The sequence below is a fragment of the Calothrix sp. NIES-3974 genome, from assembly GCF_002368395.1.
Lineage (GTDB): Bacteria > Cyanobacteriota > Cyanobacteriia > Cyanobacteriales > Nostocaceae > NIES-3974.
The window spans coordinates 3998046-4025022 of sequence record NZ_AP018254.1 but is presented as its reverse complement, the minus strand read 5'-3'; the positions used below and the strand labels follow the sequence as shown (position 1 = coordinate 4025022).

25 protein-coding genes are annotated in these 26977 nt (G+C 41.0%); 13 read left to right on the top strand and 12 right to left on the bottom strand.

Annotation, left to right across the window (positions count from 1 at the left end; translation table 11 throughout):
• The first annotated feature begins 128 nt into the window (after positions 1-128).
• From CDC37_RS16200 to CDC37_RS16190, 3 genes are all read left to right on the top strand, one after another.
• The gene (locus CDC37_RS16200) at positions 129-518 is read left to right on the top strand and encodes a hypothetical protein (RefSeq protein WP_096623148.1); all 390 of its coding nucleotides are present in this window, start codon (positions 129-131) and stop codon (positions 516-518) included.
• Between the two features lie 34 nt (positions 519-552).
• Complete coding sequence (locus tag CDC37_RS25270; RefSeq protein ID WP_231943086.1) at positions 553-1338, top strand: hypothetical protein; 786 nt, start codon at positions 553-555, stop codon at positions 1336-1338.
• A 211-nt stretch (positions 1339-1549) separates the two neighbouring features.
• A complete protein-coding gene (locus CDC37_RS16190) occupies positions 1550-1942 on the top strand; it encodes a hypothetical protein (protein ID WP_096623146.1) in 393 nt (130 codons plus the stop codon).
• Positions 1943-2078: 136 nt separating this feature from the next.
• Here the strand turns inward: CDC37_RS16190 and CDC37_RS16185 are convergent, their stop codons facing one another.
• From CDC37_RS16185 to CDC37_RS24990, 4 genes are all read right to left on the bottom strand, one after another.
• Entirely contained in the window at positions 2079-3596 is a 1518-nt protein-coding gene (locus CDC37_RS16185; RefSeq protein ID WP_096623144.1) for a phytoene desaturase family protein, read from the bottom strand.
• Positions 3597-3926: 330 nt separating this feature from the next.
• On the bottom strand, positions 3927-4490 hold the full coding sequence (locus CDC37_RS16180; protein ID WP_157780766.1) for a hypothetical protein: 564 nt from the start codon (positions 4488-4490) through the stop codon (positions 3927-3929).
• Between the two features lie 105 nt (positions 4491-4595).
• The gene (locus CDC37_RS24440; protein ID WP_197707004.1) at positions 4596-5237 is read right to left on the bottom strand and encodes an IS630 family transposase; all 642 of its coding nucleotides are present in this window, start codon (positions 5235-5237) and stop codon (positions 4596-4598) included.
• Entirely contained in the window at positions 5150-5542 is a 393-nt protein-coding gene (locus CDC37_RS24990; protein ID WP_096619923.1) for a helix-turn-helix domain-containing protein, read from the bottom strand. The genes CDC37_RS24440 and CDC37_RS24990 overlap by 88 nt, the downstream gene beginning before the upstream one ends.
• 273 nt (positions 5543-5815) lie before the next feature.
• Here CDC37_RS24990 and CDC37_RS16165 point away from each other — a divergent pair, with 273 nt between their 5' ends.
• On the top strand, positions 5816-7648 hold the full coding sequence (locus tag CDC37_RS16165) for a TAXI family TRAP transporter solute-binding subunit (RefSeq protein WP_096623140.1): 1833 nt from the start codon (positions 5816-5818) through the stop codon (positions 7646-7648).
• A gap of 5 nt (positions 7649-7653) precedes the next feature.
• Here the strand turns inward: CDC37_RS16165 and CDC37_RS16160 are convergent, their stop codons facing one another.
• Positions 7654-8463 (bottom strand): DNA adenine methylase, encoded by an 810-nt coding sequence (locus CDC37_RS16160; protein WP_096623138.1) that lies wholly within the window; start codon positions 8461-8463, stop codon positions 7654-7656.
• Between the two features lie 470 nt (positions 8464-8933).
• On the opposite strand from CDC37_RS16160, the gene CDC37_RS16150 reads away from it, so the two are divergent.
• Both CDC37_RS16150 and recG read left to right on the top strand, forming a co-directional pair.
• A complete protein-coding gene (locus CDC37_RS16150; RefSeq protein ID WP_096623134.1) occupies positions 8934-9809 on the top strand; it encodes a DNA adenine methylase in 876 nt (291 codons plus the stop codon).
• 258 nt (positions 9810-10067) lie between these two features.
• Positions 10068-12551, top strand: a complete 2484-nt coding sequence (gene recG / locus CDC37_RS16145; protein ID WP_096623132.1) for an ATP-dependent DNA helicase RecG — start codon at positions 10068-10070, stop codon at positions 12549-12551.
• Positions 12552-13157: 606 nt separating this feature from the next.
• Here recG and CDC37_RS16140 read toward each other — a convergent pair.
• Entirely contained in the window at positions 13158-13511 is a 354-nt protein-coding gene (locus CDC37_RS16140) for a Mo-dependent nitrogenase C-terminal domain-containing protein (RefSeq protein WP_096623130.1), read from the bottom strand.
• Positions 13512-13802: 291 nt separating this feature from the next.
• Between CDC37_RS16140 and CDC37_RS16135 the strand changes: the two genes are divergently transcribed.
• From CDC37_RS16135 to CDC37_RS16125, 3 genes are all read left to right on the top strand, one after another.
• Positions 13803-14741, top strand: coding sequence for an isoaspartyl peptidase/L-asparaginase (locus CDC37_RS16135; RefSeq protein ID WP_096623128.1), 939 nt, complete (start codon positions 13803-13805; stop codon positions 14739-14741).
• 519 nt (positions 14742-15260) lie between these two features.
• Complete coding sequence (locus tag CDC37_RS16130; protein ID WP_096623126.1) at positions 15261-16160, top strand: trypsin-like peptidase domain-containing protein; 900 nt, start codon at positions 15261-15263, stop codon at positions 16158-16160.
• Between the two features lie 387 nt (positions 16161-16547).
• Positions 16548-16970, top strand: a complete 423-nt coding sequence (locus tag CDC37_RS16125) for a hypothetical protein (RefSeq protein ID WP_096623124.1) — start codon at positions 16548-16550, stop codon at positions 16968-16970.
• A gap of 49 nt (positions 16971-17019) precedes the next feature.
• Here CDC37_RS16125 and CDC37_RS16120 read toward each other — a convergent pair whose 3' ends face one another.
• From CDC37_RS16120 to CDC37_RS16110, 3 genes are all read right to left on the bottom strand, one after another.
• Positions 17020-17886 (bottom strand): pentapeptide repeat-containing protein, encoded by an 867-nt coding sequence (locus CDC37_RS16120; protein ID WP_096623122.1) that lies wholly within the window; start codon positions 17884-17886, stop codon positions 17020-17022.
• A 9-nt stretch (positions 17887-17895) separates the two neighbouring features.
• Complete coding sequence (locus CDC37_RS16115; protein WP_096623120.1) at positions 17896-18537, bottom strand: hypothetical protein; 642 nt, start codon at positions 18535-18537, stop codon at positions 17896-17898.
• Between the two features lie 69 nt (positions 18538-18606).
• On the bottom strand, positions 18607-19968 hold the full coding sequence (locus tag CDC37_RS16110; protein WP_096623118.1) for a peptidoglycan-binding protein: 1362 nt from the start codon (positions 19966-19968) through the stop codon (positions 18607-18609).
• Between the two features lie 620 nt (positions 19969-20588).
• Here CDC37_RS16110 and CDC37_RS16105 point away from each other — a divergent pair.
• The 3 genes from CDC37_RS16105 (at position 20589) to recJ (ending at position 25062) form a co-directional block, all read left to right on the top strand.
• The gene (locus CDC37_RS16105; protein WP_096623116.1) at positions 20589-21806 is read left to right on the top strand and encodes a glycoside hydrolase family 10 protein; all 1218 of its coding nucleotides are present in this window, start codon (positions 20589-20591) and stop codon (positions 21804-21806) included.
• Between the two features lie 509 nt (positions 21807-22315).
• Positions 22316-22747: a hypothetical protein gene (locus tag CDC37_RS16100; RefSeq protein ID WP_157780765.1), complete on the top strand. Its 432-nt coding sequence runs from the start codon at positions 22316-22318 to the stop codon at positions 22745-22747.
• Positions 22748-23031: 284 nt separating this feature from the next.
• On the top strand, positions 23032-25062 hold the full coding sequence (gene recJ, locus CDC37_RS16095) for a single-stranded-DNA-specific exonuclease RecJ (RefSeq protein ID WP_096623112.1): 2031 nt from the start codon (positions 23032-23034) through the stop codon (positions 25060-25062).
• A gap of 292 nt (positions 25063-25354) precedes the next feature.
• Here recJ and psb30 read toward each other — a convergent pair whose 3' ends face one another.
• The gene (gene psb30, locus CDC37_RS16090; protein WP_096623110.1) at positions 25355-25477 is read right to left on the bottom strand and encodes a photosystem II reaction center protein Ycf12/Psb30; all 123 of its coding nucleotides are present in this window, start codon (positions 25475-25477) and stop codon (positions 25355-25357) included.
• A 287-nt stretch (positions 25478-25764) separates the two neighbouring features.
• Between psb30 and CDC37_RS16085 the strand changes: the two genes are divergently transcribed.
• Positions 25765-26115, top strand: coding sequence for a YkgJ family cysteine cluster protein (locus tag CDC37_RS16085; RefSeq protein WP_096623108.1), 351 nt, complete (start codon positions 25765-25767; stop codon positions 26113-26115).
• Between the two features lie 127 nt (positions 26116-26242).
• Here CDC37_RS16085 and CDC37_RS24985 read toward each other — a convergent pair whose 3' ends face one another.
• Both CDC37_RS24985 and CDC37_RS16075 read right to left on the bottom strand, forming a co-directional pair.
• On the bottom strand, positions 26243-26584 hold the full coding sequence (locus CDC37_RS24985) for a type II toxin-antitoxin system VapC family toxin (protein WP_231943085.1): 342 nt from the start codon (positions 26582-26584) through the stop codon (positions 26243-26245).
• A gap of 73 nt (positions 26585-26657) precedes the next feature.
• A complete protein-coding gene (locus CDC37_RS16075) occupies positions 26658-26918 on the bottom strand; it encodes a hypothetical protein (RefSeq protein WP_096623106.1) in 261 nt (86 codons plus the stop codon).
• Between the last annotated feature and the right edge of the window lie 59 nt (positions 26919-26977).

The following is a 26977-nucleotide window of genomic DNA, read 5'->3' as shown; positions in this document are numbered from 1 at the left end:
TATTTCACCTGGTTAGACTTGAATTTTTCCAAGTCTCCATCTTCACAACTTCCTCATCTTTGTGTTCTAGACTGCAAGTAGTAAAAAAACCAATCAGAAACCAAATATAAATAGAGGGATGAAAGATTATGTTGCTAGAACGTTTAACTCTGACATCGGAAGAAGATACCAGCTTACTTCGAGACAGAATTCCCCTGAATCGGGAATTAAACCTACAAAATCCCAATGAGGTGATAACGGAGTTGCTGCGTCATTTGGTATATCGTAATTTTAAAACAATCGAAACTAATCCTAATCGGTGGTCACTGCAAGAAAATTTAGTCAAATTGGGGACAGGTAATCCCCATCGTTTCCAAGTATTTGTCAATATTAGTTCAGTAGATAATGTCTTTGTACAAGTAGAAATTGTCCGTCAACCGGATCGACCAATAATTTTGCAAAAAGGAAATTACAAAGCTCTAGAAGCTCTGGAGATGGTGCGTAATTTGCCATATTTTCCTGACTACCAAAATCAGTAAATATAGGTAAGTCGGTATGGGGGGATAGTTGATTGTGATACCATCAAAATACCAAACTTTGCTATTAATGCTATCCGGTTTAACCAGCGCGATCGCATTTATCGTGTCCTGGGGTGGTATTTTATCTCCCCAGATATATCTACCATTTACACCATCGCAGATTTTACCAGGAGCAATCAGCCAGGATATAATTTCTGTTATTGCTTCTCTGGGGATAGTTGTTTGTGCGATCGCAATTCAAAGGGGTGTAAATCGCGCTTGGTTGATTTGGCTCGGTTTGTTGGGATATTTATTTTATGGATATGCACTTTACGCGTTAGATGCGATTTATAATCAGTTTTTCCTTGCTTATATTGCGATTGTCGGTTTAACTGTTTATACCGTGATTATTTTCTTTGCCCATGTGAATTTAGATTACTACCAAAGGATTACAGAACGCAGTAAACCCCGGAGGGTGATCGCCATATATTTATTATTTTTGTTCACATTATTTAATATCGTGTGGTTATCCCAAATTCTACCAGCGATTGGGAGTGGTCTCCAGTCAGGAGTCAATACGGTTTTTGTCCTGGACTTGGCGTTTTTCTTACCATTATTAGCAATTTGTGCGGTTTTACTTTTACATCGGAAACCATTTGGCGATTTGCTTGCACCAGTTATTCTTATTAAAGCTGGAACATTGGGTGTTTCCGTCTTTTTCGGTGAATTATTAAAGCCCCAATTCGGTCAAACTATCGACCCTTTTATGGTTGGCTTATTTGCTGTAATGGGTTTTGCTTCACTTGCTTTTGCTAGATTAGCATTGACTCAATTTGGGTAAAAAACTCCATCGAGTAACTTAAAAATAGGGAGTAGGGAGTAGGGAATGGGGTGTGCTAAAAATCAACTTTGATTAAGTTCTAGTGTGTGTAGTATATGACGGCTATTTCCTGTTTACTTGAAAGTAATATCTATATCCTTGCTGAAAAAAATAACTCTAGAAAATAACTTAAAAAAAGCAATTAAATTACATTTATCAGAGGTGTAAATCAATGATTTGGCGTTATATTTTGGCATGGTTGCCAATGGTATTAATTGCGATTATCAATGCGGGGATACGTGAATATACCTACGCAAAATATCTTGGAGAACTTCGCGCTCATCAATTATCAACCCTGACGGGAATATTCGCATTAGGTTTATATATTTGGTTAATTACAAGTATTTGGCCAATCCACTCCACCTCGCAAGCTTTTATAATTGGCTTCATCTGGTTAGGATTAACCCTGGCATTTGAATTCCTCTTTGGTCATTATGTGATGCATAATCCCTGGAGCAAACTACTTGCAGATTACAATATCCTTGCGGGACGGGTGTGGATTTTAGTCCTGATTTGGACTGCGATCGCTCCTGTGATTTTTTTCTCGATGCGACGCATGATTTGATATATAGGTGTATCGATTTAGGGAAACATTAACAGCATTACCAAATTTCTCGTAGAGACGTAGCAGTGCTACGTCTGTTATGTTTCCAGATATTTTCAATGCATCCTGAATCCTGTCTCCTATTTCCTGCATTCTTTTAATCCGGAACCGTCGTGACAAATTCCCTTTGATCCTCATGACAAATCTGTTGGATAATATTACGTCCCGACATTGCAACCACAGGTACACTTCCACCCGGTTCTAACCATTGTCCAATCATATAAAAATTATCCAAACCCGGCAATTTTTTCTCAATTCCAGCGATCATCAAACCCATTGTTTCCTTAGTCAATAACCAACCACAACTAGAACCTTGCCAATTACCTGTGTAGCGTTCGTAACTTAGGGGTGTGGCAACATCAACATATTCAATATCAGCTTTAATCCCCGGATAAAACTCTGCTAATTGGTCGATGAGGATTTGCGATTCCTGAATTTGTTCCACATTGTAAATTGAACGTCCGTAAATTCGCTGCCAGTAATCATAGGGAGTATTTAACATTACCATCATTACCGATTTACCTGGTGGAGCGAGGGAAGGGTCAAAACAGTAGTGTTTGACACCAATTTCGTAGCGGTTTTCCCCGGCAATCAGAATCGGTGTTTCTAGTAAATGTGTCACCCAGTGGGGTTCCTGAGACAAATCCCGGTTAACACCCAGGGAAACTTGCAATTGGGAATGGACAGGGAGATGACCATCATATAATTTTTTGATTTTCTGGTTTAAGTATTTTCCCCCCAACAGATTAAAAATTGTCCCCCGTCCATCACAAGCAGAAATAACACGACCAGCAAAATACTCGCGGTTATCATAAAGTCGCACCCCCACAGCTTGGTTATTTTCCACAAGTACCCGTTCCACCTGAGCACAATAGTGGACTTTACCACCTAATTGTAAATAACGTTGCTCCAGCGATCGCGCAAATTCCAAGGATGCTCCGATGGGAAAACCAGCATTTTTGTTATACATATAAGCAAGCAAAGACATCCCCACCATCATGGGAATACTTGGCCAAGCAAACATGTGAGGAATGGCTGACCTTAAAAAAGGGTTGTGGAAACGTTGAGCAAATTCTTGCGCAGAAATATGGCCCCATTGAGTTAATAATCCCATAAATGGCAGCATTTTTCGCGTTAATCGCCACCAATCACCCCAATTCATCAGATTTTTCGGCTTTTGTTGCAGCAAGGACAAATCAAACTCAGTAAAATCCCAGATACCAGCACAAAATTGTTTAATTAATTTACTATCCTGCGGTGAGAAGTCAAGTAAATGATGTTCCAGTCGGTCAGGGTCGGTATAAACAATCAGGGTTTGTCCAGATGGTGCAATCACCCGCATAAATTCATCATGGTTGACAAATTTGCGTCCTTGAATTGCTCCCAGTTCCTCCCACATGGAATGAAAGGGTTGATTTTTACCCGAACCAAATAGATAATGAATGCAACCATCAAAGGTATATCCCTGACGCTTCCACGCGGTACACAAACCACCAGGGAGATTGTGCATTTCCATAATTTCGCTGCGATAGCCGTTCATCTGTGCATAGCAACCCGCACTCAATCCAGCTATCCCCGCACCAATGATAATAATATCGCAAGAAGAATTAATCATGGGGTTATCGTTGTGATTATCCAACCATGATTTGAATGTAGGGAAAAATCTTGAGGATATTGTGAGCAGTCAAACTCTAGTTCCTAAAAGTTTTCGGGATTTACTAATTTGAATTTGAGTAGGGAGTGGGAAAAACCTCTTTCATTGGTTTTGGTATAATCCTTACATGTAGACCGTAGTGGCTTCTCATTGAGATGGCTACTCCCAATCCTAGTTGAGAACAAAATATGGCGTTGCATAAGTGCAGGATGAATAAGTATTTGAAAGCATCGAAAAATCGTTGAAAATTTGGTCAAATTATCCCCTGATTCTGCAACGCCTAAAATATAATTACTGATTCTGATATTTTTGAAACATTTGGGTTAGAGTTAAATAGGTTTGAATATCAAATATTTGATTTAGTTTCTCATTTTCTTCTAGTTCTAGTAACATACTTTTAAATATTTGTTGTTGTAAACCATTTTCTTTATCCCTAAGTGCGGCTTTATAAATACTCACAGGACAATCTTTCTCTGCCTTTAGATATAACTGCTCTAAATATAGCTTTGTTTCTTCTACCGATTGATGACTAGACAAAGATATTTGTGTCAATATTTCTTGAATATTCTTTTCTGATTTTTTGAGATGAAGTTGCTTCAGTTTTTTGTCTAATTCCTTGATGTAAACTTCTAGATACTTAATATCTCGATCATTCTCTGGTGGCTTATAAACTTTTGAACCCCGATACTGAACAAAGGTAGACCTTTGAATTAATTCGTAACGACATTTTTCAGCTATACCCTTTCTGACAGCATAAAAACACTTCTCTAAGTTAATTACCAAATCTTGACTTAATTGTTGATTTTTTTGACTTTCCTCAATCAAAGTGTTAATTGCCTGTCTGCTTTTCTGCATTGAGCTATAGATTCTATCGCCTAGTAACTCCTGCCAAAAAACTTGAAAAACTATAAATAAAAAGGGTTCTACTCTATAAGCATCCATTTACAGCAGATTCGAGGTTTATGAGGTACAGTAGCAACAATTAGTAAACCAATTTTTTAGATGCTTTGGATCAACTAATGTCAGTGCAATTTTAATTAAACCATCAACTACAGATGCACTTTTAGGAGAAAACTGTTTTAAGAACGCTTTTAATTGTGACCACCAATGTTCAATTGGATTAAATTCAGGGGAATAAGGAGATAGATAAAGAACACTTGCTCCTACAGATTCAATCAAAGGCTTAATCTCTTCGACTTTATGTGCTGGCAGATTATCCATTACAACGACTGCACCAACCCATAATTGTGGAAGTAAAAAATGCTCTACAAAAACTTTATAAGCTTCTCCATTCATTGAGCCATTTAAAGTCATCACAGCTAAGACTTTTTTGAAGCTAATTCCTCCAATTACACTTATTTTTGCACCTCGGTAATATGGTTTAAAATCATAAGCTCTACTCCCGCGATCGCTTCGAGCATGAGTTCTAGTCAAACCAAGCAAAACACCCATTTCGTCTATAAACACAAGGTTTTCTGGGTCTATGTGTTTTACTTTCTCCCAATATTCTAATCTCAGTTTTTGGACTCTTTCTGTTTTCGCTTGGCTGCTACGTAAAGTCTTTTTTTTCGAGTTAATTCTTGTTTTTGCAATGCACAACACATCACACTTGCACACACCCAAATGTTATATTTTTCTCCAAAATACTCGCAATATTCCAATAAAGTTAAATCCGGGTAACTTTGAACCATTTCTGCTAATTCGCTACCGTAATCATCTAGCTTACCCTTCATTGCTCCACCTTGCTTTTTGGGTTCTAGATGCCCTTCCAATCTTTTTTGCCTGATTAGCTTCTGCACATAGCTTTTTGCTATACCAAACTGCACAGCTACTCCTCGAATTGATGTATCACCCTTTTCGTAAGCACTTACTATTTTTTCTCGTAAATCGATTGAGTAGGGTTTCATTTTAATTTTTGATGCACTAATAACAAGTGTACCTCATTTACCTCGAAAGTGCTGTATCTACTAATTAATTACAAAACACACCTTCAATTTATACTATAATCTAGCTATCAGGTTGCGTGTTATGACGGATAAAATAATTGCCAATATGATATTATTCCCCCATTCTTACGGAAATATGTAATTTTGTATTCACGGTTACTATTTCCCGTAAAATTGAGACTATAGGTACTATTACTGATTTTAATCTTAACCTAAACTTAACCAGAAAATAATATGCTTATTAAACTAAAATGGAAAGGAAGTACGTTTTTTCTGTTAGGTTCATTTACCATTTTGTTTCTCACTCTCTGGTATTGGCTAATGCCTACCCAGGTCAAGTTTGCAGCCGGAAGAAAAGACGGTGAAAGTTACAAATTTGCGTTGATTTTCAAGGAATTAGTAGAACAAAATACCTTTCCCCGGATTAATATTGAAGTGATTGAAACCGATGGGACACAAAGTAATTTACAAAAGTTAGGTAATCAACAAGCAGATTTAGGTGTAGCTCAAGCTGATTTATTAGCGATGCCAAATTCTGTACGGAAGCAGTTGAATTTACAACCAGTTGATCTATCAGGTACAAGATTAATTGCAAGTTTATTTCCAGATGCATATCAACTAATTGTTCGCGGGGATGCAGGTATCAAAAGAGTAACGGATTTACGGGGAAAGCGGATTATTATGCCACCGCAGCAAGGAGGACAGATACAATCATTTTATTTTCTAACTGAACATTATGGTTTATCTAAACAAGATTATCAATTTGTAACTGTCACCTCTGATTATGAGATTACAGCTTTTTGTCGGGGAGATGCACAAGCGGTATTTCATGTTAGAGCCATCGGTCATGAAAAAATCCGTCGTTTATTAACAGAATGTCCCCAAGCAAATCCGGAATTAATTGCGATTGATCAAGCTGGTGCATTAAGAATAAAAAATCCCTATATAGAAGAATCCGTAATTCCTAAAGGTGCATATCGGGGGGAAGATCCGATTCCCGAAAACGATATGGAACCCAATAAACAACTGACCACAGTCAAAGTACAACGTTTATTACTGACCCATAGAAACGTGAACCCAGACGTAATTCGTCGGTTAACAGAAGTATTATTTGAACATCGTCAAGATTTTATCCAAAAAATGGAATTACCCCTTGCTGCCTATATTACCCCTCCCCAGGAAACGAAGGTAGATGTGGTTGCGACCCATCTGGGAGCGCAATGGTACTACAATCGAGAGCAACCTTATTGGTTAGAGCAAAATTCCGGGACTTTAGAAGTTTTGTTAGGGGTGATGATACCCCTTGCAGGGTGGTTTTGGTGGTTGTTGCAACAATTAGAACAAGCGCGTAAAGACAAAGCCGATGATTATATTCGCGAAGTCACTGCGCTGATGGATGCGCAGGATTTTCTGTATCGGTTGGTGGAATTGGAAACAAACCCTTCGCTGATGAAGGAAACCGATGCATTGAATGGGAATCCCCAGGTAAATTCAGCCATCGATAAAATAGCTAAAATATTAGTCGAAAAATATGATACGGAAACAGCAAGAGAAAAGGGAATAGTTTCTCAAGAGTCGGTAGTTTCCTTTAGTAGAACCTTGCGGAAAGTGGTTAAAGCACTAGAACAAAGTCAAACTGAACTTGCTAACTATATTTTTGCCCAAACACCTCACAGGGCTGTTATAGTAGGGAGCGATCGCCAAAAACGTCAAAGTCGTAAAAATTTCCTTCCAGCGCTGATTGGCTTTGACCCAAGCATACCTCTTGTCGGTGAAAAAAACCCCCCAGTCATCGATTACCTGGTTTATCAAGCTGTTTTAGACAAAGCTAGAACTCCAGAAAATTCCCCTCCCACACAAATTTTTACATTAGATCAACAGTTCTTGGCAAAAGAAGCTAAATTAATTAGACAAGATTTAGAAGCTATTTTTAAACGAGCTGTGGATGCAATGGTAGAAGAAAGAATTTCCCAAGATTCTTTCCAAGCATTTCGCGCTATTTGGCAAATTGCCGTTGATGACGTAGATCGGGTGATTCGCGAACAACCAGATGTAAAAGTGATGTAAATTAATTAATAGTTTTTAATCAATAACTCTTGTCCTTGAGCAGCCGATTCCTGCTTATAGTTATTCATACCATATTGAAGCGCCCATGCGGTAATATTGGCAAAACTAAACATTTCCCTAATTTCTGGGGAATCATCATAGGTGATAAGCCACTTGTGCGGACATTCGCGCATATTTTTAGCAAATCGTTCGTGATCAAAAGCAGTATGTAAATTTCCTTTCCTACCATAAAGTTTTGATTTTGTCGCACTTAAATAGGGCGGATCAAGAAAAATAAAAACATTTTTCCCGTCTTGAAAGAGTAAGTCCTCGTAATCGCCGCAAGTAATATGAACAGATGACAAATAAACACAGATATCCCGCAGTCGGTCAATCGATGAGTTTGTAAACCTGCGTTCAAAAGCTTGTTGGGAGTATCCACCGGAATCTACAGTACCAGAGAAAGTGATGCGGTTGAGAACAAAAAAACGTACGGCTCTTTCAAAATCATTCAACTTCAGGTCGTCACCAGTCAAATCATTAAATAAATCTCTACCGTTTGTATATTTTTTCTTGATTCTGCTGACTTCATCTGCAAGGGCTTCATTTTCAGTTTTAGCATACAACCAAAAACAACAGAGGTCGAAATTTAAATCATTAATCCAGTACTGCTTGATGCGACAGCCAAATAGTTGTTTTATTGCCAGAAAAACAGAACCACCACCGATAAAAGGTTCTCTGTATTCATCAATATTTAATGGGACATGAGGAAGTATCTGATCAAGTGCTTTAGATTTGCCACCAGGATAACGAAGAGGGCTTTTCGCTTTAGGCATGATTTATTCGTGATTTGCTCTAATTTTATTTTTAATGATGGGAATTATTGTTAATGCTTTGGCAGCATTATAAGTGCTGTAAATTCTTGCAAACGGGTAACTTCTAGTCCTCTTGGGGGAAACCCATTTAGAGTAAGCGACTTCCGTGTCATCTGCTTGTATAATTCCGCTGGCACTGGAATTGTTAGGGTCGAAGTCTGCAAAAGATACTTTTGTCAAATTTTCAGTTAAACAGGCTTTGTATTTGACCCCTCGTATAAATCCCTTGAAATCTAAAATAGACAGCATAGCGTTAGACTAAAGCTTACAAGCAACGATTGATTGTACACCAATATTGTCACTAGTATTAATAGGTATCATGCAGTCTAAAAATCCGGTTGTGGGAAGCTGACGGGGTTTATCAATGTTCCGTTCCATAGACAAGCTTTTCGTATATACTGTTAACTTAGGGTAAGAGTTAAAAAAAGCGAATGGGTAAGGTAATTGCATTTGGGTGGTATGGTGGGAAGTTTAACCATTTAAACTGGCTTCTCCCTCTTTTACCGCAAACAACCCATTACTGTGAGCCATTTGCGGGTTCTGCGGCTGTCCTTCTCAATAGGGAGCCTTCCCCTGTTGAAACCTACAACGATATTGACGGGGAAGTTGTCAACTTTTTTCGGGTGTTACGTGACCAACCAGAAGAACTGATTCGTGCAATTGGGCTAACACCGTTTTCTCGGGAAGAATTGAGAATTGCAGTTGAAGAACCCATAGATAACCTTTCGGAATTAGAAAGAGCGCGTCGTTTCTTTGTTCGCGCTCGTCAAGTCAGAACGGGACTTGCACAAACAGCCAGCGCTGGTAGGTGGGCTTATTGTAAGTTAACTAGTCGAGCAGGAATGGCAGGAGCAGTTTCCCGTTGGTTGGGTAGTGTTGAAGGATTGTCGGAAATTGTCCAAAGACTTTTACGGGTGCAGATAGAAAATGCACCGGCGATCGCAGTAATTCAGCGATACGATAGTGAGGAAACTTTGTTTTATTGTGATCCTCCCTATCCCCATGATTCACGGGGTGACATTCATGCCTATGGATACGAGATGACTGACGACGATCACCGAGAACTTGCCACAGTTTTAAATAAACTTCAAGGTAAAGTTGCTATATCCGGTTATCGTTGCCAATTATTAGATCAGCTTTATAAGGACTGGAACTGTATCGAATCCCCATCAAAACAATGTCTATCTGTCAAACAACCTCGGACGGAGGTACTTTGGACTAACTACGATATTCCAAAGGATAGAAGTGAATGCCAGAACCACGTGAAATCCTCAATACCGCTCTTCGACGCGCTAATGCAAACTTAGGCAAATTAGGGAAGCTGCTGACTATGTTGCTCGTAACCATAAGACAAGCAGCAGAGACGGGAATAGAGGAAGAGTAAACTTATTGAGCCAATAGCCAGCTAACAATTCCTTAAAGCTGACCATCCAGTATAGTATATATGTATGAATATGGGAAAATAACGACGGGAGTCACCCCATGTTTTCTGCTCGCAAATAGGCTAAATTGGACAAATACCATACCTGATTTATATTTCTCTCCCCTATTCTTTTGATTTTGCCATGACTGCCGATATCCCCGATTGGATACGCTTGGAAAAAGCGCTGGAAATTGAAGCCCAACAAGGGTTTTCTGACCTGATGGGTCGGCAGTATCGGTTTAGTGAGTTTTTGAGTCTGACTTTTGGTCAGTTTCCACCAGGAATTGCTACTATCGAACGTCGGCGTTGGCAGGAGTTAGCTGCTAGATTTGCTAACTATCCCAGTTTATCGCCGGATGAGCGTCAACATCTTGTGAATCATACGCGACGCTACATTGAATATCTGCAAAAACCACCCAGTCCCCATCCTTCCCCAACTTCTCCAGGAAATAAATCCCAATATCAAAAAAAGCTACATCCGACTACACCCGTTGTTGAGGAAGTTAGTCGTCGTCTTGCTCCTAAGCTTGATGATCAGCTGAGTCAGTTAGCAGAAATAGGTTCACGTCAAGCTGATAAACTTGCGCGTCTCGGCTTATTTACAGTCCGGGATTTACTATTTTACTATCCCCGTGACCACATTGATTATGCCCGACAAGTCTGCATTCGCGAACTACAACCAGGGGAAACTGTGACAATTATTGCTACGGTCAAAAGTTGTAATTGTTTTACCAGTCCCAAGAATAAAAAATTAACAATTCTCGAGTTACAACTACGGGATAACACCGGAAGAATTAAAATCAACCGCTTTTTCGCCGGGTCAAGGTATACTAGTCGGGGTTGGCAAGAAAGCTTAAAGCGTCGCTATTCCCCCGGAACTACCTTGGCGGCTTGCGGGTTGGTAAAACAAACTAAGTATAACATGATGACCCTGGAGGAACCGGAACTGGAGGTTTTAGCTGGTCCTGGTGATGCCATTGAATCCCTAACCATTGGTCGGGTTGTACCCATTTATTCCCTCACGGAAGGGGTTGTGGCTAATGTGGTGCGCAATGCGGTAATTGCCTGTTTACCAGCGACAATTAATTTAAAAGACCCTTTACCCCACGGTTTGCGGGAAAAATATCGTTTGATGGAACTCAAGGATGCAATTCAAAACATCCATTTTCCCAAGGATAATGAGTATCTGCAAGCAGCTCGTCGTCGTCTAGTTTTCGATGAATTTTTCTATTTACAATTGGGTTTACTGCAAAGACAACAAAAAGCTAAACAAATCCAAACCAGCGCCATCCTTGCACCCAAAGGCGAACTCATCGACCGATTTTACGAAATTCTCCCCTTCCAACTCACCGGTGCGCAACAAAGGGTGGTGAATGAGATTCTTAACGACCTACAAAAACCGACCCCCATGAATCGTTTAGTTCAGGGAGATGTGGGTTCTGGGAAAACGGTTGTGGCGGTGATTGCTACTTTAGCAGCGATTCAATCCGGTTATCAAGCAGCTCTCATGGCTCCCACGGAAGTCCTCGCAGAACAACATTACCGCAAATTGGTCAGTTGGTTTAATTTATTGCATCTTCCCGTAGAACTCCTGACAGGTTCCACCCGCGCAGCTAAACGTCGGGAAATTCACGCTCAACTAGAAACCGGACAATTACCCTTACTGGTGGGAACCCACGCTTTAATTCAAGACCCGGTAAACTTTCAACAACTGGGATTAGTCGTCATCGACGAACAACACCGCTTCGGGGTAGAACAAAGGGCTAAATTGCAACAAAAGGGTATCCAACCCCATGTATTAACTATGACCGCCACGCCGATTCCCCGCACCTTGGCTTTAACTATCCACGGTGACTTGGATGTGAGTCAAATCGATGAATTACCACCAGGACGACAAGCAATTACCACCACCGTTCTGACTAACAGTCAACGTCCCGAAGCCTATGATTTGATACGTCGAGAAATTGCCCAAGGTCGTCAAGTATACGTGGTGTTACCCTTGGTGGAGGAATCGGAAAAACTCGATTTGCGTTCGGCAACAGAAGAACACCGCAAATTACAGGAAAGTATTTTCCCTGAATACAAGGTCGGGTTATTACACGGACGGATGAGTTCCGCCGAAAAGGATGCAGCCATCAGCCAATTTCGTCAGCAGGAAACACATATTTTGGTATCAACCACCGTGGTAGAGGTGGGTGTGGATGTGCCGAATGCGACGGTAATGTTGATTGAACATGCGGAGAGATTTGGTTTATCCCAGCTACACCAGTTACGGGGAAGGGTAGGACGGGGAGCAGCAAAATCCTATTGTTTGCTGATGAATAGTTCCCGCAGTCCCGAAGCCCAACAACGTTTAAAGGTATTGGAACAATCCCAGGATGGGTTTTTTATCTCGGAAATGGATATGCGCTTCCGTGGACCAGGGGAAGTACTGGGGACGCGACAATCAGGCGTGCCTGATTTTACACTAGCCAGTTTAGTGGAAGATGAGGAAATATTAACTTTAGCCCGACAAGCGGCGGAAAAAATTATTGAACTTGACACAACTTTGGAACGGTGGTTTTTGATGAAGGAGGAATTAAAACTGCGGTATACACGGTTGATGGGGGGTGCGATTTTGACCTAGGGGTTACGTGATTTATTTGGGGTGGTTCATAACCTGGATTGCTCACAAATCCCTCAAACTCTCAGGAAATAGTCCGTGACGGGAGTAGGGAATAGAAATAAGAAATAAAATTAAGCTATTACTTAACGCTTAGTGTTCATTTGTTAGGAATAACGCAAAAGTAACACCACTGCGTCATTACGTAGCTTGCTTCCTGTAGGGTGCGGAGGGCGAAGTAATCGAAAAAACCTGCAATTGCTTCCCTACACTGGGTTTCGGTCGCTGCGGACAAATGTTCTTTCTGTAATATAAGTCCTGATTTTTGAGAAATGCAAGATAATACTCATACAAAGAAGGTAAGGTGCAAAGGTTTTATGTTTGTTTTGATGATAATTACATCACTGGACATGGTATCACTCTAATTGGATGGGAATTTCCTGGGAACTTGGCTCAATTAGAGGAGTGGCTTCACGTTGAGATGTCGGACTGTTATGACTCATGCTGAAAAATGCAATGACGAAGCCAAGGAGAATACCGACAGCAAAGGTCCAAGCATGGGAAGGGTAAAGAGAACAGATTAGCCGGCGATCGCTCCCATAAACTTGAATTGACCAACCCTCGTCATGACTAATAGGATTTTGTAGCTTCTGCATTGATAGCTCTCCCGATGTAGATACTTTCACTGGGTTGATCAGCTAAAAAACAAAGCGCTCGAAATCGCAATTCCATCAATTCATCATAGAAGGGATTGATTTTACACAAAGGTGGAATGACGATTAATTTCCGTTGCTTCCAAGAAATGGTACGAGCAAAGGGACATTGGGCTGGAATTAAACGACAAATCAAACGAGCGATCGCAATATTATTGATTTCAATTTGCTTCAACCAGCAACGCATCGGATAAAGTACATCGATGGAATGATGACCTTGACCTGCTGTCCCAGTCGATTGCTGATTTCTGAGAATTCCACTGATAATCATTAGAACTTTGTATCCTCACATCTGGAATTGATGTTTCTAGTTTAAATATAAGCTGCGAAAATAAAAATACCTAAATCATATAAATATAATTTATTCAGTATAAGTATGACTTAATTCTCAACTTCAATGTGGGTTTTAGCTGATATCTTGCACCTGGGGAGAGCTAAAAATAAATTAAACCCACTCAGTTGCAACTCCCATAAATACTTGATCTACTATTGATGGTTAACTGTCATCCATCATTATCCTGTATCTTGTATCCTGTATTCTGTATTCTTTGGAGACCCTGTAGTGCAACCGAAATTAATAATTCATGGTGGAGCTGGTAGTTCCCTTAAAGGTAAAGGAGGTGTGGAAGCGGTACGTCAAGCACTTTCAGCAATTGTGGATCAGGTTTATCACAAGTTAAATGCTGGGGTAAATGCGGTAGATGCGGTTGTTCTCGGTTGTCGGTTACTGGAAGATCATCCCCGTTTTAATGCTGGTACGGGTTCGGTTTTGCAGTCGGATGGACAAATTCGCATGAGTGCATCCCTAATGGACGGTAGTCGTCAAAGTTTTAGCGGTGTGATTAATGTGTCCCGTGTCCAAAATCCGATTAACATGGCACAATTTTTACAACAATTTCCCGACCGGGTGCTATCGGACTATGGTGCTGCTGAACTAGCTAGGGAATTACAGATTCCTTGTTTTAACCCCCTTACGGATTTACGCTTAAATGAATGGTTACAAGAAAGACAAGAAAACTTCCAAAAATCGATGGCTGGGGTGGTTGCCGAAGCGGAGTTATCTACACCTAATGCTCGTCGGGGGACGATTGGTGTAGTAGCCCTTGACCAGGAAGGGAAATTAGCGGTTGGAACATCCACCGGTGGTAAGGGTTTTGAACGGGTGGGACGGGTGAGTGACTCGGCAATGCCAGCCGGTAATTATGCTAATACCTATGCAGCCGTTAGTTGTACTGGTATAGGTGAAGACATTATCGATGAATGTTTAGCTCCACGGATTGTGATTCGGGTGACGGATGGTACATCTTTGTTGGCTGCGATGGAACGTTCATTTACAGAAGCGATGGCAAACAAACGGGATTTCGGCGCGATCGCTCTCGACAGTCAAGGTAATATTGGCTGGGGGAAAACCAGTGAGGTATTATTAGCGGCTTACCATAATGGGGAAAAATACGGTGATACCCTGGAATTGCCAGATGGAATGCAAGTGGGAGTGATTTAGGTAGAGTGGTGGGGGAATGGTTGGGGTGATGGTTTGGTTGGATGTTGTGACTTGGATTTACTTTTCCAGTAATTTGGTTAAAGATAGAGGTAATTGGTTACAGAAATTTCCCAACCTTCACAAGTTCCTCAACATTTTTTTCTACTCTTAAAACTAGAGTTTAATTTGTAACTATTGTGTATACTTGTTAGTCTTACTTACACCTTACCCTGCATCGCTCACAAGTAGGTGGTAAGCATTGAGTAAGGGGTTGATTTTCCTACTAATTCCTGACTTGAAAGGGTGTAGGGAGTTGTGAATAGTGGGTAGGGGAAAAACTGCTTTCATCTCCAAAAGAAGCTGCGCTATGCGCATCTACGGTTCTGGTGTAAGCATGTAGGGGACTTCCTACTCCCTGCAAGTTTGAGGAGTTTGTGAGCAATCCGGGTTACGTATAAATTCGGATGGAAAGTGAAAATAAGTCATAAAAACGGTTCAAAATAACTCAAAAATTTCAATTGTGATATAGAAGGGGGGTATATGGCATCTTCCCATCCATCAGACCGAAATATTCCTAATTATCAACCTCCGATTGCAGGTTTTATCTTCACGGCAATTTTGGGCGGAACTTTAGCATTAGCAGCAATTCGACTATTCCCCAATCAATTTATCCCCCAGGATATTGATATCAGTCCACACAATGTAACATCAATTAACAAGAATCAGCAGCCAGTTCGTGTGATAAATGCAACACGAGAACAAAGTAATTTTGTGACTACTGCCATCAAAAAAGTTGCTCCAGCTATTGTGAAAATAGAAAGCGATCGCACTCTGAAAATACCGATTCCACCGATTTTTAATGACCCTAGCTTCGAGCGCTTTTTTGGCAGAGATCATCAGCAAAGAACCCAGGAGATTCCTTATTTACACAGTAGTAATCAAGGTTCGGGTGTGATTATCAGAGAAGATGGGATGATTTTAACCAATGCTCATATTGTCAATGGAGCGGATCATATTCAAGTGACATTGAGTGATGGACGTAAGCTTGTTGGTACACTTTTAGGAATTGATCAAGAGTTAGATTTAGCAATTGTGAATGTGAATGCGGATAATCTATCTACCGTATCCCTAGGGAAATCACGAGATTTAAAATTGGGGGATTGGGTAATTAGTATTGGCAATCCCTTCGGTCGCGACCAAATGGTTTCTTTAGGAATTGTTAGCACCTTGAAGCATTCAGATGGAGATACAAACCGAAATTTGGAATGGATTCAAACCGATGCGGTAATTAATAGAGCAAATTCGGGAGGTGCTTTACTTAACCACAAAGGTGAGGTGATTGGGATTAATACAGCAGTACGCCCAGATACGACAGGGATTGGTTTTGTCATTCCGATTGAAAAATTTATCAGCGTAAGAGATAGGTTATTAAGCAGTTGATCGAGAGGATGTTTTCCAAGTCGATATTAATGGGAGTAGAGACAACCCGTCGGCTCGTCTGTACAGGGAGAAGGGAATCGGGATTAATGGGAGTAGAGACGACCCGTCGGCTCGTCTGTACAGGGAGAAGGGAATCGGGAGAGATGCGACATGTCGCATCTGTACAGGTTCAAATTTCCTTTCTTCAAAAAGTGGTTGATAAAGTATTTCTGGATATTTGACCAAAATTCTTGCAATTTTAGTTTTCATCTCTTCCAATATTTTATCTCTGGAAAAGCAAGATTTAACATTGAATAAAAATCTTAATTATTCGATGAGAGAAGATTGAAATTGAGACAGATTTATTTCCAAGACTTGTCATTTTTGCAAAGTAAAGAGGGTAAAAACATGTTTATCACCCTGCTAATCGTCACATTCTTTATTTCCCTGATTGTCTCCGGAGTTATTGTCCGCATGTTCGAGCGACCAATTGAAAAAATATTGCGGCGAATTACTGCGGATGATATTAGTCAAGGCTGGCTCAAATACATGAAATTTGCAATCTATGTTGTGGGTATATCCAGTGGTGTGAGAATTTGGTCGTTAGAGAAATATATTACTCCGTTGCAAGTAGAAGGCTCCCAGGTAATTCAACTCACAAGTGAACGTTGGGTTTTGGAAGTCTATGGAACTGTTATTGGAACACTGCAAGGAATTGCTTGGTTGTTGTTAGTCTTTTTTATCTTTGCCTTAATTGCATTTGTAATTATCCGGGCATTTGAAATCAGAAGACCACAAATACAAGAAACGCAAGAACATTCTATGTCTTAAAAATTAATTTTTGCAGAACTATAATAATACTTTTGAAAAAATCCTGGACTTAATCGCAAATTTGCAGTGGTAAACCGAGGGATTCTCGCATTTGCTCATCATATTTGGCATCTTGCCAGTTGCGTGTACTGTGGATTTGGGTAATGGATAAATTTTGGGCTTGGCGTAAGTTGGCTCTGGCAATATTAGCACCAGTTAAATTCGCACCAGCAAAATTAACATTGATTAATTGAGCTTTTCTTAAATCCGTATTGGTGAGATTGGCATAACTCAAATTACCCCAATATAGATTAGCACCATTTAAATGGGCTTGTTGTAAATTTGCTTGACTTAAATTGGCTCGATAGAGATTAACATTGATTAATTCGGCGGCGTACAAATTAGCTAAAGTTAAATCAGCCATTCCCAAATTTGCACCAATCAAATTCCCGTAACTAAGGTTAGCTCGACACAATTTTGCACTATCTAAATCCCCTTCCCGCAAGTCAACACAGCTTAAATTCGTGCCAATCAAATTCGCATTGACTAACACTACTTGACGCAACATTCCATTTTGTAAATCCGCACCAATTAAATTGGCATCACTTAAATTAGCTTGCTTAAGCCTCACACCACACAAATGGGCTAAACTCAAATTTGCACCCACCAAACAAGCAGAATCTAAATTCGCACCATTGAAATTGGCACAGCTTAAATCCGCTCCCCGAAAATTCACATCGGCTAACTGGGCAAAATCAAAATTAACATAACTTAAATTCATCCCCTCCCAACTTTTACCATTATCCATACCAGTTAACTGCAAACCCTGCAAATTAACCGCACGTAAATCTGGTTGCACATGGGGATATTGCTTGCGCCAATCGACCCAAGTTAAGCCACCAGTCGTTAATAATGCCAAATGTTCCCGATTTGCCATACTCAAATTTTACTCCTGACGACCACCCACAGGATGCACACGACCCTTAATATTTTCAATAGCTGCGATCGCACCCCTAGCTCCAGCGAGAATATCTCTTTCGGCTCCCCCTAAATAAACTCGTCCAAAACTGCCAATGGGCATCACTTCTAAAATATTAATAGCTGCGGCTTTTTCGGCTTCATTGGCAGCCAAAGCCGCATAGGCAGCAGGTTCTACCTCCAATACATACAAGGTTTGTCCTGCCAATAATAATTGTCCCCGTCGTCCACGGTTAATTAATTGGGTTTGATAGGGGTCCATATTGCGAATAATCTGGCTAGATACAATCCGTGGTTTGATACACTCATCCCTGGTCACACCTAAAGCTGCTAAAATCGCTTGTCCGGCAGCTCGGGTTTCCCCCTGGGAACCGGAATGGATTTCCAATAAACCATATAAACGTTCTACTGCCTGCAAACCCGGACGCACCGAAGCCGACTTGAGAGCAATATCTGTAATCCGATTAATTTCAATCCCCGGCGAAATCTCAATCCACAACGAAGCTTCCCCCTGTAGTGGTAAGAATCCTTGGGCAACTGTCCCCAGATAGGCTGCATACTGCGGTTGCAAGCTATCTATATAGACATAACTACGTAACTCTACTCCCAAGGCAACTCTCCGGCATTGTAAACAAAAATGAACTTAAACCTAAATTACCATAACCGGGGACAGCAAGGCTTACAAGGGTGGGTTATCATTCCGATTAACTTCTGAATTGGCCAAAGTACGTAAACGGTTAAATTGGCTTAGGGCATAACGGGCGGTTGCTTGTACATTTGTATCTGGGTCTTCCACTGCATGACACAGCATTTGGCTCAGTTGTGCCATCAAATCGTAAACACGAGTCAGGTCGCGAATGGCATTTTGTCTGACTTCAGGACTTTCGTCTTGCAGGGAAATCGCTAAAGCACGGTTCATGGGTTTGAGGGTGCGCACACCAATTTCTGATAATGCCCCTAAAATCAAGCTACGTTGTTGAGAATCGGCATCCACCAATAAATCTACTAAGGGCTGAATTGCCCGTGAATCTCCCTGTTGTCCTAAATCCCAAATGGCTTTGCGTCGTTTGTTGGGGTCGGGACTACGTAAATCCTTCACCATTTCGTCAATAATATTTACCTTGGCGATGCGTCCACTAATTTCCGGTGGCAGGAATTTTTGTTCATGAGCGTGGCGTTCCCAGGGTTCTACTTCAATATTTGTTTGGATTAGGGTTTGCTCAGGGTCTGGAACCAAGCTGTAGTGTTGATTTGTTTGAATTAGGGTTTGTTCGTGGTCAGCAACTGGGCTGTAATGTCCATTGGTTTGAATGAAAGTTTGCCCATAATTCCCCACAGGAGTGTAATCGGTGCGTGTATTTTCAGAACCGTGATAATTTTGCTGATGAGATGACTGATTTTCTGTCTCTACTGCCGATGCAATATCAATAATATCCTTAGTCCCGTCAATTGCGATCGCTTCATCTGGAGTTATGACCGTTGGGTCAGATTCCGGTTTTTTGGGAATAAATTTACGAGTTGCAAAAACGACAGCACCACCACACCCAACTATTCCCATCCCCGCAAACACCCACCATAATATTCCCCTTCCCCGTGATTGATTTTGTCTTGGGGTTTCCGGTTCGGGTTTAGTCCCAACAACAGCAGCACGAGCTTGTATTTCTGCTTCGATCTGCATCCGCGTCGTCGCACCAACAACCCCATCGGAACTTAATCCTTTGGCTGCTTGAAACCTTGCTACAGCTAATCGGGTACTAATTCCATATTCCCCATCAATTTTTCCCGCATAGTATCCCAATTGCTGTAATTGGGTTTGCAATCGTTTGACTGCTTCTCCCGTATCTCCTAAACGTAGGATTCTTTCGTTACTGCTAGGAGTTGGTATCGCAGTCGGTACAATTTGTGACTCACCCACTTCCTCCTGAGCCAACTCAATAATGGGGTTGGTAGGAAAAAAGACAAGGGCAGCCACACGACTGGGAAAAGCCCAATGCCACGAGAGAGCAGTCAATACGAGTAAAAAGGAGGGACATCGCTGCATATGCGAAGTGTTAGCCAGATGTGCTATAAGTTACCGATACCAAGATAACTTCGATCCGTCAAAATGTTAACTTTTATCTTGACAATTTTTTTTCTGATACACTGCTCTGTACAGAAGTAGCCTGTTTTCTTCAGTTTTCCAGTCAATATTGGTGTATTGGGGAGTTGATTGCTTGCAGATGATCAGCTGCTGCGCATTTAAGTTTTATACTCACTAATTTTGATGGCTGAGGAAAGGTAGGTAGTTGCACTAGTCTACGACAACCCTACGGGTATAGCGCTTCAGATTCAAACTATTTCAAGACTAAAGCCACTACTACAAACCCCTCCTAAACTTATGGGACAGACTACTAGGTTTCAAGCATTTTTGAGTCTGTAGTGTATTTCCCTTCCCCTGTATGGGTGTGAGGCTTATTTCTACATCAAAAATGTTTAAATACCGGAAATGCAACTTTAGCCCTCAAGAAATCAAATCCCTGTGCATCGTGAAATAAGAGAAATTTGTCGGTGATATCGCTGTTTGTTTCAGAAATCCGTTGTTTAGCCTTGGTAGTTTATCATTACTCGCATTGTTTTCATTTATCAAACAGGATAGCGATACCGTCAAAATAAATTACATACATGCAGTCACATTTTTCCCAACTTCCCAAAACCCTAAATAAACTTTTAAAAGGTCGCTATCGCTGGTTTTGGCTGACATTAGCAACTTTTTTAATTGTCATATCCCTATGGCAAGCACCCAAGGTGAATCACGGTGCAGCTAAAATCGGGGAAATACATGGTGTATGGATGACAAATACTGGTGTAATTTTGAACTACTACACCACCCGTTTAGACGAAGTTGTTGCCAACATTGCCAAACATAATTTGAATACCATCTATCCTGCGGTGTGGAATCGGGGTTATACTCTCCATCCTAGTTCCGTAGCACCATCTAGGGGTAGTTTATTCTTTGGGGAGCGCCATCACCGACCATTTCTCACCCTAACAGACCCCCTCAAAGGTATAGTACAGCAAGCCCATCGCCAAGAATTACGAATTATTCCTTGGTTTGAATATGGTTTGATGATACCCAAAAATCATGCGATCGCCAAACAACATCCCGATTGGTTGAGTCAAACCCAGCAGGGAAAGATTCATCTTCCCCAAGGAAAGTTTGACCAGAGTGAAAATATGGCTTGGTTAAATCCAGCACATCCAGAAGTCCAGAAATTTATCACCAATTTAATTGTGGATGTGGTCAAACGTTATGCCATTGATGGGATTCAACTTGATGACCATTTTGCCATACCAGTTGAATTCGGCTACGACAACTACACCGTCCAACTTTACCGTCAAGAACATAATGGTTCTCCACCCCCTAAAAATATCAAAAACCCGGAATGGATGGCTTGGAGAGCAAAAAAGTTAACCCAACTCATGGCTAAAATCAGTCAAGCAGTCAAAGTTGAAAAGCCTCAGTTGATTATCTCCCTTTCACCTAATTCCCTGGACTTTGCCTACAAAAATTATTTACAGGATTGGGGTCGATGGGTCAAATCCGGTTTATTAGATGAAGTGGTAGTACAGATTTATAGAAACGATATTCAAACGATTCAAAATGAGTTGAATAACCAGCAATTATTAAATATTCGTTCCCGTGTCCCCACTGCGATTGGTTTGTATACTGGTCCGTTTTTGTCCCCAAAACCAATTCAAAATATCAAACAGGAAATCGCTGTTGTGAAAAACACGAAATATCAAGGAGTCTCCTTTTTCTCGTGGGAAACAACTTTGTGGATTTTCAAAGGTGGTTCTCAGCGACAATTTGAAGCTGGTTTGCGGGAATTTTTGACTTAGACGTAGTATTGCATGGAGACGTAATCGTGGAGAGGTGGAGACGTAATATCATACCAATTTGAAAATAAAGAATGCGACAGATGAATTTTGTAGAGACGTAGCAGTGCTATGTCTCATATTGAGTATGTGTTGCAAACATTTTTGGACGTTGCTGAATTTGGGTATGAATTATGATTATTTACATTTTGTATTGAAACCACAATCATCTCTTCGGTCGATCCACGCTACGCGCGTCTACGTAGAGACGTAGCATCGCTACGTCTCTACACAACGTCAAATTTCCAATTCATATTTTGTATTTAGCAACGCCATTTTTTGAATCGATATTATGTGGAGACGTAATATCTGTGGAGATGTGGAGACCTAATATATTACGTCTCTACCTACATTTTCTGTAAACCCAATACATTTGTGCGCAAACAGGATTTAAACTCCCTGTCTACTCAATATCCCCAGGTAAATGCTAACGTAAAGTATCTAATATCACATTTAACTGGATTTTATCAGTCATGAAAAAAAGATTATTAATGGGTGTTTTCTGTGGGTTATTGGTGATGGGGATGCCAGTTAATCAAACTGCTCAAGCGAATCGGGTGGGAACCTGTGCTTCCCAGTGCGGTGCGAGACCTTTACAATTCACTCCAGGACAGTACGTCCGAATTGAAGTAATTAATCGCACGCCAAGGATGTTGCAATTACAGAAAATAAACGTCACCAACTCGATTCCTATTGCACCGGGAAAAGCGATCCAATTTCCCCAAATGCAGGTGACAGAACCAAATGCATCTATAATATTTTGGGATGAAACCGGACGAGCCTTAAAAGCCGTGGTCAGTCAACCCCATGGGCAGGTTTTGCGGGTAGAGTTGCGTCCCGACTGGTATCCACCCGGCGATCGCTCGATATATATTCGTGATGATGGACGGGTAAATGTATTATAAAATCTAGCTTTGAGGTGGATGATTTCGTTATGTTATGGGTAGAAAGTCCATAAATATTATCACCACCATTCAATTGTAAACTGTTGTCGAATTAGGAAAGTCCTCGCTGATGAGGACTTAATTGGAATTTTGCACCCGTCACGCTGTACTAGTTAATTCAGTTGAAAATCCTCGTGAGAAGTCGGGTTCTTTGTACATATATCTGTAAAATCAGAAAACCACCATAGAAACCCGATTTCTAGTTGCCGAACTCACCCCCTGCTATCTTCTGCATTCTGATCCACATGTCCTTACCTAATCAACGCTGGTATATTCATCCTCCCCAACCCGAACTAGCTCACCAGTTTGCAGCTAGGTTTGAGATTTCGCCAATTATTGGTCAGTTGTTGGTCAATCGTCGTATCACCACTGTGGAGGAAGCGGGGATGTTTTTAGAACCAGAGTCCCTATCTTTACCATCCCCGTTGACAGAATTTGCCGATTTAGTTGTGAGTGTGGAATTACTGCAAGATGCGATCGCAACACAAGCAAAAATTGCAATTTGTGGTGATTATGATGCGGATGGGATGACGAGTACGGCTCTATTATTACGGGGTTTGCGTTATTTAGGTGCCCAAGTAGATTATGCTATTCCTAGTCGAATGCAGGAAGGTTACGGGATAAATAACCGCATTATTGAGGATTTTCACCGGGATGGGGTAAGTATCGTTTTAACGGTGGATAACGGTATTTCTGCCTATGAACCCATTGCTCTAGCTCGTACCCTGGGTTTAAAGGTGATTATTACTGACCACCACGATATTCCCCAGCAATTACCCCCAGCCAATGCCATTTTAAACCCGAAATTACTACCAGAAACTTCTTTATATCGCGGTGTCGCGGGTGTCGGTGTCGCCTATATTTTAGCAGTCACCCTTGCCCAAGCACTAGGACAGACTAATAGTGGTATCCGACAGTCGATGTTGGAATTGTTTACCTTGGGAACCATTGCCGATTTAGCACCCCTTACGGGTGTCAATCGTCGCTGGTTAAAACGGGGTTTACGGCAATTACCTAAATCCCAAATCCCCGGTATTCAAGCTTTGATTCAAATTTCTGGGTTGCAGGTGAGGGAACAGGGAGCTAATAGTAACTCTTCTGTCAACCCTTCCCCTCCCTCTTCTGGTAAAACCCTACGTCCCGATGATATCGGATTTAAACTTGGTCCCCGAATTAATGCGGTGGGTCGAATTGGTGATCCCCAAGTGGTGATTGAGTTATTGACTACCGATGATATGGGTGTGGCTTTAGAGCGAGCCATGCAGTGTGAGGGAACTAACCGTGAACGTCAGTTGATGTGTGAGCAAATTGAGCAGGAAGCGGTGGAAATTGTCGAAACTCAGTTTGTGGATGCGATCGCTGAAGAACGGGTGTTAGTTGTGGTCAAAGCGGGATGGCATCATGGGGTAATTGGGATTGTGGCCTCTCGATTAGTGGAGCGTTATGGTGTGCCTGTATTTATTGGTACCTATGAGGAGGATGGCCAAATTCGCGGTTCGGCTCGTAGTATTCCCGAATTTCACGTATTTGAGGCTTTAGAATTTTGTCAAGATTTACTGGGTAAATACGGAGGACACCGAGCGGCTGGCGGATTTTCCTTACCTGGGGAAAATTTAATGGCATTGCGATCGCGTTTGAGTGAATTTGCTCACCAATGTTTACAACTAGAACACCTCAAACCCCTAGTGAAAATTGACGCACAAGCCGACATTTACCAACTTACTTCCCAACTTTATCAACAACTCAGCCTATTAGAACCCTGTGGAATCGATAATCCCAATCCCGTATTTTGGACACCCAATGTCCGGGTAGTAGAACAGGAAATAGTTGGTAAAAGTCATATTAAGATGACCCTAGCCCAACAGGTAAATAATACAGATTATCGCATCAAAGGAATTATGTGGCGATCGCGCGATTATTTTCCCCTCCCTGGACGGGTAGATATCGCCTACAAACTGCGAGAAAATGAATTTAACGGCAATATCTCCCTGGAAATGGAAATTGTCGGTTTTCGCACTTCCCCAACCGCTCAAATTACCGAAAAACAAACCTCCCTCACCTTTGAATACCAAGGTCGTCAATACATCTGTGGACTTTATCAAAATGGTACAGGCAAAGAACTACGCATCAAAAACCCCGATGGCAACATCCTTGCAGTCCAACTCGAACAACAAACTGGACTCCTAGGAACAAATCGTGAAAATGCCAAACAAGTCGATATATCCCAACCCCACCTACACAACTTGATTCAAGCAGCTCTGTCAGTCCTGGGGTAGGAATTGCAGGAACAGGGAGTAGGGAGCAGAAAGATTTTGTGGAAAAAACAAGGAAATTCCCAAAATTAAGGGCAAACACTTGTTTACCCCTCTATAGAATATTCTGTATCCCGTATCCTACATTCTGTATTCTTTCAAAAACCGCTTGTAAGCCAAGACCGCAAATCCTGCATTTCTCACAAAAAATTTATAAGCCTTGAGTAATGGGTTGATTTTCCTACTACTCCCTACTCCCATCACTCCCTACTCACTGAAAGTTTTAGGAGTTTGTGAGAAATCCGGGAAACGCAAATTATAAATCACCCTTGCGGACTGCTAACAGAAAAATCACAATGGGACCAGACAACATGATTAATGCAACTGCCGTAAGTTGGAAAATCACTTCCCATTTAATACTTGCTAACGCCTCAAACATTTTTCCTCCGAGTTGACCTAAATTAATTTAAAACGGTAAAGAATAAACTACCAAAGAAGTCTTAAGATTAGATTTTATCTGGCTAAGGAGCGCTGTTTTTAATTTACTTAACAAAATTATAAGAAACAACATAATCTGACTCAGGGAGTAGGAAGTAGGGAAGAGGGATTAGAATACATGTAATGCTGACACCAGAATCATAGATACGCGTAGCGCAGTTCCCTGTACAGACGCTACATATCGCGTCTCTACTGACAACGATAATTTTCCCCACCTCGTGAAACAAAATGGCTACTTGGAAATGTGTCAAAAACTGCGGTGCTTGCTGTCATCTAGACCCCCGCGAACGACCCGATTTAGATGAATACCTCACCCCGGAAGAACTGGAATTGTATTTAAGTATGGTCGGTGTCGATGGGTGGTGTATTAATTTTGACCATGATAATCGTGAGTGTCGGATTTATGAAAAACGTCCCCGCTTTTGTCGAGTGCAAGCGGATATTTTTGAGGACATGTATGGAATAGAACCAGAGGAATTAAACGATTTTGCCATTGACTGCTGTCGTCAACAAATTGAAGGAGTGTATGGCGATCGCAGTTTGGAAATGTTACGCTTCGATCAACAGGTGGGATTTTAACATGAGGGTAATCCAATTTAATAATTATCTAATTTTCGATACTGGAAAAGGCATCCCTACCTATTTTTCGGGTTAGATACCCTTTCACCAGAGGATATTTTATTTTCTGGAAGTCCCTTATTTAAGTTTAAGATACTAATATTTCACTGAGGATAATAACAGGTAAACCGGTGATATTACGAAAGCCTCTATCATTAGTAATAAATTGATTACATCTATCGGATAAAGCTGTTGCAACATGAATTGCATCAGGGGTTTTGATGTTAGTTGTAGCCCTTATATTAGCAGCTTGTTGTAGGATGGATTGACTTATAGGAATTAATCGCATTTCTGATGAAATTAAAAGCTGCTCATAAGCGTTAATTAAAATTGAGTTGGAATTTCGCAAAGGTAGAACCAAGGTTTCCATCAAAATTAATTCACTGCTAACAACTTCAATTTCTCCTGCTTGTAGTTTAGTTTTAACCACAGAGGTGAGAGTAGGGGTAGATATTCAGGAAACTTCTTAAAGCTGTAAATTACGGGTGATGTATCTACATATACTAAGCTAGAAGTAGGAATATTTCGCGTTCCGATGATTCCCTTTCCTCTTGAAGATACTTGTCTACTTCTTCAGGTGTTTTAAAAAGCTCCCTCCCAGGTAAATCGTTCAGAATATCTACAGCAGAACGGCGTTTTAGTTCGGCTTTTTCTGGCAAAATCACAAATACATCAACACTATCCCCAATCTCAGCTTCGGGAATTTCAATTTCTATTTTGTTTCCTGGTAAAACCTTGGTTGTGATACGTAAAGCTGATTGCATAATTTATTCCACCTTAGCTCTATTAATTGTACTACCCATCCCTTGAGGCAAAAACAGCG